This window comes from Micromonospora sp. WMMD708, from assembly GCF_049315245.1.
In the GTDB taxonomy this organism is placed as follows: Bacteria; Actinomycetota; Actinomycetes; order Mycobacteriales; family Micromonosporaceae; genus Micromonospora; species Micromonospora wenchangensis.
Genome location: NZ_CP186060.1, coordinates 3,119,768 through 3,131,845, shown reverse-complemented (window position 1 = coordinate 3,131,845; position 12,078 = coordinate 3,119,768). Strand labels below are relative to the sequence as shown.

Here is a 12,078-nt window from a genome sequence, read left to right as displayed (position 1 = left end):
GCTATCGGGGGGTCACCGGCGGCGGTGACCCGGCGCACCGGTCGGCGATCAGGGCGGCGATGCCGTCCAGGACGCGCGCCAGGCCGAAGTCGAAGGCGCGGGTCGGGTCGGTGGCGGCCTGGTACTCCTGCCCGGCGGCGGCGCCGACCCGGGCGGCGGTGGGGAACCGCGCCGGGTCCATGACCTTCTCCAGGTAGGGGGCGTGGGCGTGCCACCACTGTTCGTCGGTGAGGCCGGTGCGGCCGGCGGCCTGCGCGGCCTCCACCGCACCGCGTACCGCGCCGTGGACGTAGGAGTCGACGAGGGTGACCACGGCGTCCATCTCCAGGTCGGTCAGGCCGGTGCCCTCGACGGCGCGTAGTTCGTAGTCGTAGCGGGCGGTGACCTGGGGGCCCAGCGGTGGACGGGTGGTGGCGACCTGCAACAGCCACGGGTGGCGCAGGTACAGCGCCCACTTGTCCCGGGCGATGCGCTCCAGGCGGCCGCGCCAGCCGCCGGGGACGTCGGTGGGGCGGGGGGTCTCGCCGTGCACGGTGTCGAGCATGACGTCGAGCAGTTCCCCCTTGCCGGGCACGTGCGTGTAGAGGGACATGGTGCCGACGCCGAGACGTTCGGCGACCCGGCGCATCGACAGCGCGGCGAGACCCTCGGCGTCGGCGACGTCGATGGCGGCCCGCACGATCTGGTCGACGCCGAGGCCGCCGCTGCGGCTGACCCGCTCGCGGGTGCGCCACAGCAGGGCGAGGCTGCGGGCGGGGTCACCGGTGCCGCTGTACTCGACGTGCATGCCCGCCACCCTAACGGCCCCGGTGCGCTCGACCGGCGGCGAGCAGGGCCCGCAGCGGGGCGGCCTTCGCGGCGGCCTCGGCGACCTCGGCGGCGGGGTCACTGTCCCAGGTGATGCCGCCGCCGGCCCACAGGTGCAGCCGGTCGTGGTCGGCGGCGGCGGTGCGGATGGTCAGGCCCAGGTCGAGGTGGCCGGGGCCGATCCAGCCGAACGCGCCCATGCCGGCGCCCCGGCCGACGGGTTCCACGGCGGCGATCAACGCCAGCGCGGCGTGTTTCGGCGCCCCGGTGACCGACCCGCCGGGGCAGGTGGCGCGCAGCAGGTCGGTCAGGCCGGTCCCGTCGGCGAGGGCCGCCGACACGGTCGACTCGGCCTGCCACAGGTCACACCAGCGGCGGACGGTGAACAGGTCGTCGACGGTCACCGAGCCGGTGCGGGCGATCCGGGCGAGATCGTTGCGTTCCAGGTCGACGATCATGATGTGTTCGGCGCGTTCCTTGGCGGAGGCGAGCAGGTCACGGCGGCCGGCCGGGGTGGCGGGGCGGGTGCCCTTGATGGGGCGGGTGACGACCCGGCCGGCGTGCACGGCGACGAGCGTTTCCGGTGAGGCGCAGCCGATGCTCCATCCGTCGCCGTGCAGGGTGCCGCCGTAGCGGGCACCGGGCAGTCCGGCGAGGCGGGCCAGGGCGGGCCGGGGGTCGCCGGTGTAGGTGGCGGCGGCGTGGCCGACCACGTTGACCTGGTAAACGTCGCCGCGGCCGATCGCGGCGCGCACGGCACGCACGGCGTCGGCGTGCCGGGTGCCGCTCCAGCTGTCCCGCCACGGTCCGAGACGCAGCCGCTCGGGTGCCGGTGCGGTGGGGGGCGGTCGGCGGGGGCCGTGGTCGTAGACGACGACGGCCACGTCGGGTAGGGCGGGCACGGGGCTTGCGGGGCCGGTGGGTGCGCCGGCCATCCGGGCGCCGGCGGCGGCGGAGACGAACAGGGCGGCGCCGCAGGGGCCGTCGGTGCGGTGGGTCGCCGGGCGGGTCAGGTCGTCGACGGGCAGGCCGTGGGCGGTGAGGAAGGCGGTGATCTGGGCGGCCGGGTCGCCACCGTCGGTGACGTGCCACAGGTAGCGGTCCCGTTCCACGAGCACGCTGCGGCAGCGCTCCGGTACGGCGGGTACGTCGACCGGGGCCGTTGGGAGCGTTTCCACGCCGGGTGGCTGATTCTTCCTCATCCGTTCAGCGGATTTCCGGGCAACATGGCGGAAGGCTGCTCGATCCGGCGCGCCGAACCTTGGTACTGTGCGTCACTGGTCATGTGAACCATGACACAGTGCCCCCACAGTCCGGAGAACCCGATGTGCCAGCACCAGATCCCCTGTCCCTCCGCCGAAGCGACCGACCGGGATGCCGCCCGGGTCATCGCCTGCTTCCCAGAGCAGGGCTGGAGCCTGCTCTGCAACGGTGTCATCGTCTTCGAGGACACCGGTGAACTCCTCCCTGACGGCAGCACCATCGCCCCGCACCGCGGGCCGGCCCGGCACGCCCTCGTCGCCTGACCCGGTCACGATGCGTCGGCGTCGCCGACCCGTCACACCAGGCTAGCCCCCACGCGGGGGGCCGCCCTCCCCCGGTCGCCGCACCGGGGCGGCACGACCGCCGCCCCGGCACCGCGCCTCAGTCCTGGAACGCCTCCGGCGCCGGACACGAACACATCAGGTTCCGGTCGCCGTACGCGCCGTCGACGCGCCGCACCGGCGGCCAGTACTTCCCCACCCGGTCCACCCCGGCAGGGTAGGCACCCACCGACCGCGGATACGGATGCGGCCACCCGTCCCCGGACACCATCGCCGCGGTGTGCGGCGCGTTACCCAGGGGATTGTCCTGCGCCGGCCACTCACCCGAGGCCACCTTGTCGATCTCCGCCCGGATGGCGATCATCGCGTCGCAGAACCGGTCCAGCTCGGCCAGATCCTCACTCTCGGTCGGCTCCACCATCAGCGTCCCCGCCACCGGGAACGACATCGTCGGCGCGTGGAACCCGTAGTCGATCAGCCGCTTCGCGACGTCGTCGACACTCACCCCGGTCGCCTTCGTCACCGGCCGCAGATCCAGGATGCACTCGTGCGCCACCAGGCCCTTGTTGCCCGCGTACAGCACCGGGAAGTGCTCGCGCAGCCGCACCGCCACGTAGTTCGCGGCCAGCACCGCCACCCCCGTCGCCCGGGCCAGCCCCGCCGCGCCCATCATCCGCAGGTACGCCCACGGGATCGGCAGGATGCCCGCCGACCCGTACCGGGCCGCCGAGATCGCCGGCGCACCCTGCACCCGGGCACCCGACGGGTCACCCGGCAGGTACGCCGCCAGATGCTCCCGCACCGCCACCGGACCCACCCCCGGACCGCCACCGCCGTGCGGAATGCAGAACGTCTTGTGCAGGTTCAGGTGCGACACGTCCGCCCCGAACCGGCCCGGCTTGGCGAACCCGACCAACGCGTTGAGATTCGCCCCGTCCACGTACACCTGGCCGCCGGCGTCGTGGACCTTCGCGCACAGCGACGCGATACCCGTCTCGTACACCCCGTGCGTCGACGGGTACGTCACCATGATCGCCGCCAAGGCGTCCCGATGCTTGTCGATCTTCGCGTCGAGGTCGACCAGGTCGACGTTGCCGTCGGCGTCACACCCGACCACCACCACCCGCATCCCGGCCATCACCGCCGACGCGGCGTTCGTACCGTGCGCCGACGACGGGATCAGACACACGTTCCGGTGACCCTCACCCCGGTCCCGGTGGTACGCGCGGATCGCCAACAACCCCGCCAACTCCCCCTGCGACCCGGCGTTGGGCTGCACACTGACCGCGTCGTAGCCGGTCACCTCCGCCAGCCACCCCTCCAACTGCCCGATCAGCTCCCGGTAACCGGCGGTCTGCTCGGCCGGGGCGAACGGGTGCAGATGGGCGAACTCCGGCCACGTCACCGGCTCCATCTCGGTGGTCGCGTTCAGCTTCATCGTGCACGACCCCAACGGGATCATGCCCCGGTCCAGGGCGTAGTCGAAATCGGCCAGCCGACGCAGGTACCGCAGCATCGCCGTCTCGCTGTGGTGGCTGCGGAACACCGGGTGGGTGAGGAAGTCGGTGTCCCGCGCCAACCCGGCCGGCACCGCCTGCGCCACGTCCCCGACGACCGGGTCCACCCCGAACGCCTCCCACACCACCGCCAGGTGCTCCCCGGTGGTCGTCTCGTCACACGACACCCCCACCCGGTCGGCGTCGACCAGCCGCAGGTTCACACCCCGCTCCCGCGCCGCCGCCACCACCCGCTGCGCCCCACCCGGTACCACCGCCGTCACCGTGTCGAAGAACACCCCGTCGACGACCTCCACGCCACCGGCGCGCAGCCCCGCCGCCAACCGCAGCGCCATCGACCGGGTACGGTCGGCGATCCGCCGCAACCCGTCCGGCCCGTGGTACACGGCGTACATGCCGGCCATCACCGCCAACAACACCTGCGCCGTGCAGATGTTGCTGGTCGCCTTCTCCCGCCGGATGTGCTGCTCCCGCGTCTGCAACGCCAACCGGTACGCCGGCTCACCGGCCGCGTCCCGGGACACCCCGACCAGCCGACCCGGCAGCATCCGCTCCAACCCGGCCCGCACCGCCAGGTAACCGGCGTGCGGCCCCCCGAACCCCATCGGCACCCCGAACCGTTGCGTGGTGCCCGCCGCGATGTCCACCCCGATCCGCCCCGGCGCCCGCAGCAGCGTCAACGCCAACAGGTCCGCCGCCACCGTCACCAACGCGCCCACCGCATGCGCCGCCACCACCAGCGGCCCATGATCCCGCACCAGCCCCGACGCCCCCGGATACTGCAGGTGCAGACCGAAGAACTCCGCCGGCAACTCCTGCGTGTCCAGGTCCACCACCCGTACCTCGATACCCAACGGCTCGGCCCGGCCGCACAGCACCGCCACCGTCTGCGGCAACGCGTCGGCGTCGACCACGTACACGGCGCTGCGGCTCTTCGACGCCCGCCGCGCCAACGTCATCGCCTCCGCCGCCGCGGTCGCCTCGTCGAGCATCGACGCGTTCGCCGTCGCCAGGCCGGTCAGGTCCGTCACCATCGTCTGGAAGTTCAGCAGCGCCTCCAACCGGCCCTGACTGATCTCCGGCTGGTACGGCGTGTACGCCGTGTACCAGGCCGGGTTCTCCAGCACGTTACGGCGGATCACCGCCGGGGTGTGGGTGCCGTGGTAGCCCAGGCCGATCATCGACACCGCCACCGTGTTGCGCGACGCCAACGCCCGCAACTCGGTGATCGCCTCCCGCTCGGTGGCCGGCGCCGGCAGATCCAACGCCCCGTGCCAACGGATCACCTCGGGGATCGCCGCGTCCATCAGCTCGTCGATCGACCCGTACCCGACGGCCTCCAACATGCGGCGCTCGTCGTCCGGACCGGGACCGATGTGCCGGTCGGCGAACTGCTCTACGGTCATGCGTGACGCTCCTGACTCAGGCGGCGAGGTCGACGGATCGGCCTCCCCCTGAGTCACGCCACGGGCGCTCCACAGTGCCTGCCCGTCGCGGTCCTTCTGCCTGAGAGGTTCCGGGGAGAATCTGCCCCTTCGGCGTCGCCCGGATACTGCTGGGCGATCTCTCCCGCGCGGGTGGTGTCGGCATGGTCAACGCTACCAGCGCCCCCGTTACCGGCGGATGTCGTACCCCCACCCGCGCGAGATCATCCCGCCGCCAGCAGACCCGACCCGGGTGGCACGACCGCCGCCACCCGGTCGGCGAGCGCCGGCAGGAACCGCCCCAACGGGGCGTCCACCCGCAGCGCCGCATACCCGTCACCACGGGTGACACCCTGGTTGGCGATCACCACCGGAATGCCCGACTTCGCCGCCCGCAGCACGAACCGCCGCCCCGACAACACCGTCAACGACGACCCCAGCACCAGCACCGCCCGCGCCGCGTCGACCATCGCGAAACACCCCGCCACCCGCGCCGCGGGCACCGACTCCCCGAAGAACACCACGTCCGGTTTCAGCATCCCCGCGCCACAACAGTCGCAGTCGACCATCCGGAACCCGGCCACCCGATCGTCGTCGAGATCCACGTCACCGTCCGGATTCACCACCGCCACCGTCGCATCGAACCCCGGATTCGCCGCCACCAGCCGCCCGTGCAACTCCGCCCGCGACGTCCGGTCACCGCAGCGCAGGCACACCACCGTGTCCAGACGGCCGTGCAACTCCACCACCCGCCCGCTGCCCGCCGCCGTGTGCAGACCGTCGACGTTCTGCGTGATCACCCCGTCGACCAGGCCGGCCGCCTGCAACCGGGCAACCGCCCGGTGCCCGTCGTTCGGCCTCGCCCCCACGATCGTGCGCCACCCCAGGTGGCTACGCGCCCAGTAGCGTCGCCGCGCCACCGGATCCCCGACGAACGCCTGGTACGTCATCGGCGTGTGCCGACGGGCCGCACCCGTCGGCCCCCGGTAGTCGGGGATACCCGACTCGGTGGACAGCCCCGCCCCGCTCACCACCACGACACCACCGGCCGCCACCAGGGCGGCCACCGCGTCGATCGTCTCCGTCACCCGTCCCATGCTGCCTCAGCCACCCCAGCGGCGGCGACCCGCACGGGCACGCGTGGTGGCCGGCGCGGGTCAGCCGCCCAGCACCGCCCGCAGCTGGGCGCTCGCCCCACCGGCCGCCGCCGCGTCCGCCCGCAACTGCTCCGACTGCGCCGCAAGATACGACTGCCACCGGTTCAGCTGCTGCTGCGCCGCCGCGACCGCCGCCAACGCCGCCGCGTGCCGCTCCTCCAACGCCTGCAACTTCCCCGCCAACTCCGGCGACGGCCCGGCAGCCGGCACCGCCGCCGCACCCAGCTCACCGGCCCGCCGGTGCGCATCGGCGAGGATCTCCTCCGCCTGCCGCCGCGCATCGGCGATGATCTCCGCGCCCTCCGCGCTGGCCTCACCGATCGTCCGGTTCGCCTCGTCCTGCGCCCGCATCGCCAACTCGACGGTCATCGGATCCGGCCCCTGCGGCGCGGTGCTCGGCAACGTCCCGTGCCGCAGCATCTCCACCTGACTCAGCAGCCCCTGGTTCTCCCGCCGCTGCCGCTCCAACTCCGCCGTCAGCAACCCGATCCGGTCGTCGGCCGCCCGCACCACCGCCGCGACCTCGTCGGCGGACAACCAGTGGCTACCCCGGAACCGCCGCTCCTCCAACACCGACAACTGACGGGCGATCTCACCCTGCTCCGCCGAAACCCGGTCGGAGTGGTCGACGCTCATCGGGCACCTGTCCCACTGAAGTCGCGCGGGCCCACGGCACCGGCCCCGGCGAGCGGCGGATAGAGAGAATGATCATAGCTCTCCGTCAGGATCTGCTCCGGCGCCACACCCGACCGCACCAGCATCGCCACCGTGTCCCGGGTCATCTCCGGACTCCCACACACCAGGATCTCCGCATCCGCCCACGGCCCCAACCGCACCGCCGTGTCACCCGCCCGACCGATCGCCCCCTGCCAACCCCACCCCGTCTCCACCGTCGGCACATACCGCAACCAGCCCGTACCCGCATGCTGCCACCCCGCCGCCGGTGGCATCGCCGCCAACCGCGACAACGCCGCCTCGTCGTACAGGTCATCCGGGGTACGACCACCCACCACCAGCGTCGTACGCCGCCCCGCACCCTGCTGCACCGCCTCCACCACCGCCCGTAACGGCGCCAACCCCGTGCCCCCGGCGATCAGCAACAACGGCAGGTGCGGCGACCGGTCGTACGACGACAACGCCGACCCCGTCGGATGCCCCAACAACAACCGCTCCCCCGCCCGCAACCGGCGCACCAGATGCGTGGAGAACCGGCCCGCCGCCCGCACGTGGAACTCGATCGTCCCGTCCGCCCGCGGCGCGTTCGCCGGCGACAGGTACCGCCACGTCCGCAACTGCGGCACCTGCACCGGCAGCGACTGCCCCGGCCGGTAGTTGCACAGATAGTTCGGACGCACCGTGAACACCATGATGTCGGCGCGACGACGCTCCGCCGTCACCACCTCCGCCTCCCAGTGCGGCGGCGACGACCGCTCCGCCTCCGCCGCCCCGTCCAGCATCATCTTCGCCACCAGCTCGTACGCCGCCGCCCACTGCGCCCGCAACGCCGGCGTGAAGTACGGGCCGAGGAAACGCTCCAACGTGGCAAGCAACGCCTGACCCACCCAGATGTAGTGCCGCTCCCCCAACACCACCGGATTACCCCGCTGGTCGTGACCGTGGAACCGCCGGTGGTCCGCACCCAACCGCTGCGCGAACGCCGTCAACGCCTCCGGATCGTCCAGACTGGTGATGATGTGCCCCAACGCGGCCAGGAGCTTGTCCTCCTGGTACTGCATGTTCGTCGGGAACATCGACCGCGCCTCCGGCGCCACCACGAACAACGTGGCATAGAAATACTTCGCCGCCTCCGGCCCGGCGGCGGAGAACTGGCTCCAACTCTGGCGCAACGCCACGTTGTCCATCGTCAGTCCTCCTGCGCGCGAGCCACGTCGTGACGCTCACGCAACGTCATCGCCACCACACCATCCGGGTCGTAAACGCGGTCAGTCTGCCAGAGATTCGGATTCGGGACCCGGGTGTCGTAGTACCGGTGGTGCACCGCATGCAACGCCGCCCACCCCACACTCCCGTTCAACCACGACCAGTCACCGTGCACCGGCCGACCCGCCCGCTCCTCCTGCGCGCAGAACTTCATGAACAACTCCGACTCGGTGTGCGGATCGGAAACCCGCACCCCCGCCACCCGGAACGAGTGCAGCACCGCCTGGTTCAACACCAACGCCGCATGCTCCCGCCACAGGGTGTCCTCCCGCGACGTGTCCAACCCCAACCCCGCCGCCACCACCGGCAACTGGTCGTACCGTTCCCGGTCGCCCATGTTCCGGGTCCCGATCTCGTCACCCAGGTAGTGACCGTTGAACGGCGCGCAACTGTAGTCGACCCCGCCGATACGCAGACGCATGTTACTGATCACCGGCAGCGCATGCCAACGCAGCATCAGATCCGCGAACCACGGATGATCCGGATGGGTCAACGCCACCTCCCGCACCAACTCCCGCGGCACCTCCCACACCGACGGCGACTCGTGCGCCGTCTCGATCACCCACGGCAGCAGATCGAACCGCCCCGGCACCGGCGGCGGCCGCCACCCCAACCGCCGCGCCGCCCGCACCATCGCCACCTGCGCCGGATCACCCAACACCCCACCATCGGCGCGCACATGACCGCAGTACCGCACCAACTGGTCGTTCCAGATCCGCGCCCGCGGACCCACCCCCGGCCGGTCCGGCGCGAACACCGTGATCACCGACTGGATCCGACCCCCGTTGTCCCCCGCCGCCAGATGCGCCGCCAACTCCTGCGCGATCCCCGCCGCCGTCGTCACATGCCGACGGTCCCGCACCCGCAACCCCGCCCACCGCACCCGACCCACACACCGCGCCGACTGCCGCCACGCCACCTTCGCCCCGTACTCCAACTCCTGGCGGGTGTGCCGGTACGAGCCGGTCAACGCGACCTCCTCCCGCACCTCCGCCAACCGCGCCGCCAACCCCGGCAACCGCCGCTCGGCGTGCAACGCCTCCAGGAACTCCGTCGCCTCGGCCAGCACGTCCCCATCGGAGCCGACCGGCTCGACCGGCGACGCGCCGGTGACCGGGCAACGCGACTCGGCGGCATGATCGGCGACAGCACCGCCGGCCCGCGCGGAACCCAGGCCGACATAGTGATCGATGTGCACTTCGGTTCGTTTCCCGTCCTCGGCGGGACCACGGATGCGACCCCCGCACCATGCTCCACGCATCAGCTCGACGCCACCACCAACCGTCACTCACCGTGACCCGATCGGTGTCTCTGGTGATCGCCCTGGACAGGATTCCTGGCCGGACCACACCTGTCAACAACAGCGCTCCACCCCGGAACGTCCCATATGGACGGCAACGACGGCCCCACCCACCCCGACACCACCCACGGTCACCCACCACATCGATCCGACACCCGGCACCACCCGGACACGACGACGCCGCGACCGGAACCCGGCCGCGGCGCCCACACCACCCGAATCAACCCGCCCGACGCCGCGCCCGCCGCGCCGCCAACTCATCACCCACCACCTCCGACGACACACCCTCCTGCGCCGCCGCAACCTCACCACCACCAGGCACCGCCGGCTCCGCCGGCAGATGCGACAACGAACCCTGGATCTCCTTGAACGCCCCACCGATCGCGATCCCGAACACCCCCTGACCACCCTGCAACAGATCCACCACCTCCTCCGGGGACCGGCACTCGTACACCGTCGTCCCGTCCGAGATCAGCGTGATCCCCGCCAGGTCCTCCACCCCCCGCGACCGCAACGCCTCGATCGCCTTACGGATGTTCTGCAACGACACCCCGGCGTCCAGCAGCCGCTTCACGACCTTCAACACCACCAGATCGCGGAACGAATACAACCGCGACGTCCCCGAACCCGACGCGTCCCGCACACTCGGCACCACCAGCGCCGTCCGCGCCCAGTAATCCAGCTGGCGATAACTGATCCCGACCGCATGACAGGCCGTCACACCCCGGTACCCGACCGCACCATCACCGTCCACCGGCACCGACGACGCGACCGCCACCGACTCGCCCCGCTCCACACCTGGCTCAGGCTCCCGCGGCTCGTGCATCCCGACAACCTCCCCGTCAGTGCGGTAACACGCCGGTGCCACCGACGCACACCCCTCGACACGGCAACCCTAACGCCGCACCAAGCGGTTACCACGGAGAAACCGCCGCGACACGCCGCGCGACGACACACCACGACACCGGCATCGCCACCGCGACACCCACGACGAAGCCACGATCAGCCCGCGAAATCCTCCGGACGCACCTGCTCCAGGAACTCCCGGAACTTCTCCACCTCATCCTCCTGCTCGTCGGGAATCACGATCCCCGCCTCACTGAGGACCTGCTCCGCACAACGAATAGGCGCACCCACCCGCAACGCCAACGCGATCGAATCACTCGGCCGGGCCGACACCCGCACCCCGTCACCCAGCAACAGATCCGCGTAGAAGACGTTCTCCTTCAACTCGGTGATCTCCACCGCCCGCAACGGCGCCTGCAACGCCGCCAGCACGTCCCGCAACAAATCATGCGTCAACGGCCGGGCCGGTTTGACCCCCTGCTGCTCATAGGCGATGGCCGTGGCCTCGACCGCACCGATCCAGATCGGCAGATAGCGGTCGCCCTCGACCTCCCTGAGCAGGACGATCGGTTGGTTGCTGGGCAGCTCCACCCGAACCCCGACCACGCTCAGCTCGCGCACCGCCGCCTCCGTGTCGTTGTCGCCTACACCCGCACCGCGCCCCGTCCCTGCACGGTACACGGACCACGACACGGCAGTCCCCACCGCACCAGCCCCGCACCGCGCCGGAAAAGGGGTTACCCCGGCAAGCCTACGGCACGCTCCCCGGGGCAGAACCTTCCGCACACACCAGCCGAACCCGTCACCGACCCAACGTCGACCGCAACCCCACCCGCACCAACGCCGCATGCAACTGCTGCGACAACGCCACCAACTCCCGCGCCGTCTCCGCCGCCCGCGCCCGCGCCGCCGGATCGGACTGCCGCGCCAACGGCGCCACCAACTGCGCGAACAAACCCACCTCACGATCCGCCGACGACCGGTAACCCCGCAGATGCCGAGGCTCCAACCCGTACGCCGCCAAACCCGCCACCGCCCGCGCGATGATCAACGCATCCGCGTCATACCACCCCGGAGGATCCGGCACCAACACCCCGAGCCGCTCCAACTCACCCAACGTCGACTCGGCGATCCCACTACGCGCCACCAGATCGGCCCGCCCGAGCCGCACCTGCGACTCAGGCTCCTCCGCCGACCGGCCCGGCACCTCACCACCGGGACCCACCGCCACCAACGTCGGCCGCTGCCGACCCGGCGCCTCCTCACCACCGTCCCACTGCGCCAACTGCTCACGAATCACCCGCAACGGCAGATACTGATCACGCTGCGCAGTCAACACGAAACGCAACCGGGCCACATCGTCCCAGCTGTACTTCCGGTACCCCGCCGCCGTCCGCTGCGGCTCCACCAGACCCTCGGCCTCAAGGAACCGCAACTTCGAAATCGTGACGTCCGGAAACTCCACCCGCAGCTGACCCAACACCTCACCGATACTCATCAGCGGGTGCGACCGGGCCGCCCCGGACGGCATGGAGGCCGCAG

11 protein-coding genes and 1 riboswitch are annotated in these 12,078 nt (G+C 71.6%); of the genes, 1 reads left to right on the top strand and 10 read right to left on the bottom strand.

All coding sequences use genetic code 11. The annotated features are described in order from the left end of the window. Position 1: 1 nt before the first annotated feature. Both ACN260_RS13840 and ACN260_RS13835 read right to left on the bottom strand, forming a co-directional pair. Positions 2 to 787, bottom strand: a complete 786-nt coding sequence (locus ACN260_RS13840; protein WP_422756352.1) for a TetR/AcrR family transcriptional regulator — start codon at positions 785 to 787, stop codon at positions 2 to 4. A gap of 10 nt (positions 788 to 797) precedes the next feature. Then, on the bottom strand, positions 798 to 2,009 hold the full coding sequence (locus ACN260_RS13835; RefSeq protein WP_422756351.1) for a chorismate-binding protein: 1,212 nt from the start codon (positions 2,007 to 2,009) through the stop codon (positions 798 to 800). A 123-nt stretch (positions 2,010 to 2,132) separates the two neighbouring features. Here ACN260_RS13835 and ACN260_RS13830 point away from each other — a divergent pair, with 123 nt between their 5' ends. Continuing rightward, positions 2,133 to 2,333 (top strand): DUF5999 family protein, encoded by a 201-nt coding sequence (locus ACN260_RS13830; protein WP_088647339.1) that lies wholly within the window; start codon positions 2,133 to 2,135, stop codon positions 2,331 to 2,333. Positions 2,334 to 2,451: 118 nt separating this feature from the next. On the opposite strand, the gene gcvP is transcribed toward ACN260_RS13830, so the two are convergent. The 8 genes from gcvP to ACN260_RS13790 form a co-directional block, all read right to left on the bottom strand. After that, complete coding sequence (gene gcvP, locus ACN260_RS13825; protein WP_422756350.1) at positions 2,452 to 5,274, bottom strand: aminomethyl-transferring glycine dehydrogenase; 2,823 nt, start codon at positions 5,272 to 5,274, stop codon at positions 2,452 to 2,454. 78 nt (positions 5,275 to 5,352) lie between these two features. Next, positions 5,353 to 5,450, bottom strand: a riboswitch (glycine riboswitch). 66 nt (positions 5,451 to 5,516) lie between these two features. After that, entirely contained in the window at positions 5,517 to 6,389 is an 873-nt protein-coding gene (locus ACN260_RS13820) for an NAD-dependent protein deacetylase (protein WP_422756349.1), read from the bottom strand. 60 nt (positions 6,390 to 6,449) lie between these two features. Then, positions 6,450 to 7,085, bottom strand: coding sequence for a hypothetical protein (locus ACN260_RS13815; protein ID WP_422756348.1), 636 nt, complete (start codon positions 7,083 to 7,085; stop codon positions 6,450 to 6,452). Continuing rightward, entirely contained in the window at positions 7,082 to 8,311 is a 1,230-nt protein-coding gene (locus ACN260_RS13810) for a globin domain-containing protein (RefSeq protein ID WP_422756347.1), read from the bottom strand. Before ACN260_RS13810 ends, ACN260_RS13815 begins: the two co-directional genes overlap by 4 nt. 2 nt (positions 8,312 to 8,313) lie before the next feature. Further along, entirely contained in the window at positions 8,314 to 9,459 is a 1,146-nt protein-coding gene (locus ACN260_RS13805; protein ID WP_422756709.1) for a nitric oxide synthase oxygenase, read from the bottom strand. Positions 9,460 to 9,910: 451 nt separating this feature from the next. Further along, entirely contained in the window at positions 9,911 to 10,516 is a 606-nt protein-coding gene (locus tag ACN260_RS13800) for a MerR family transcriptional regulator (RefSeq protein ID WP_422756346.1), read from the bottom strand. A gap of 176 nt (positions 10,517 to 10,692) precedes the next feature. Next, the gene (locus ACN260_RS13795) at positions 10,693 to 11,157 is read right to left on the bottom strand and encodes a bifunctional nuclease family protein (RefSeq protein ID WP_088647333.1); all 465 of its coding nucleotides are present in this window, start codon (positions 11,155 to 11,157) and stop codon (positions 10,693 to 10,695) included. Between the two features lie 181 nt (positions 11,158 to 11,338). Beyond that, entirely contained in the window at positions 11,339 to 12,034 is a 696-nt protein-coding gene (locus ACN260_RS13790) for a MerR family transcriptional regulator (protein ID WP_204928411.1), read from the bottom strand. Between the last annotated feature and the right edge of the window lie 44 nt (positions 12,035 to 12,078).

Coding starts and splice junctions, on each gene's coding strand:
- ACN260_RS13810 (WP_422756347.1), bottom strand. CDS start 8,311: ATGGACAACGTGGCGTTGCGCCAGAGTTGGAGCCAGTTCTCCGCCGCC.
- ACN260_RS13835 (WP_422756351.1), bottom strand. CDS start 2,009: ATGAGGAAGAATCAGCCACCCGGCGTGGAAACGCTCCCAACGGCCCCG.
- ACN260_RS13815 (WP_422756348.1), bottom strand. CDS start 7,085: ATGAGCGTCGACCACTCCGACCGGGTTTCGGCGGAGCAGGGTGAGATC.
- gcvP (WP_422756350.1), bottom strand. CDS start 5,274: ATGACCGTAGAGCAGTTCGCCGACCGGCACATCGGTCCCGGTCCGGAC.
- ACN260_RS13790 (WP_204928411.1), bottom strand. CDS start 12,034: ATGAGTATCGGTGAGGTGTTGGGTCAGCTGCGGGTGGAGTTTCCGGAC.
- ACN260_RS13840 (WP_422756352.1), bottom strand. CDS start 787: ATGCACGTCGAGTACAGCGGCACCGGTGACCCCGCCCGCAGCCTCGCC.
- ACN260_RS13820 (WP_422756349.1), bottom strand. CDS start 6,389: ATGGGACGGGTGACGGAGACGATCGACGCGGTGGCCGCCCTGGTGGCG.
- ACN260_RS13830 (WP_088647339.1), top strand. CDS start 2,133: ATGTGCCAGCACCAGATCCCCTGTCCCTCCGCCGAAGCGACCGACCGG.
- ACN260_RS13800 (WP_422756346.1), bottom strand. CDS start 10,516: ATGCACGAGCCGCGGGAGCCTGAGCCAGGTGTGGAGCGGGGCGAGTCG.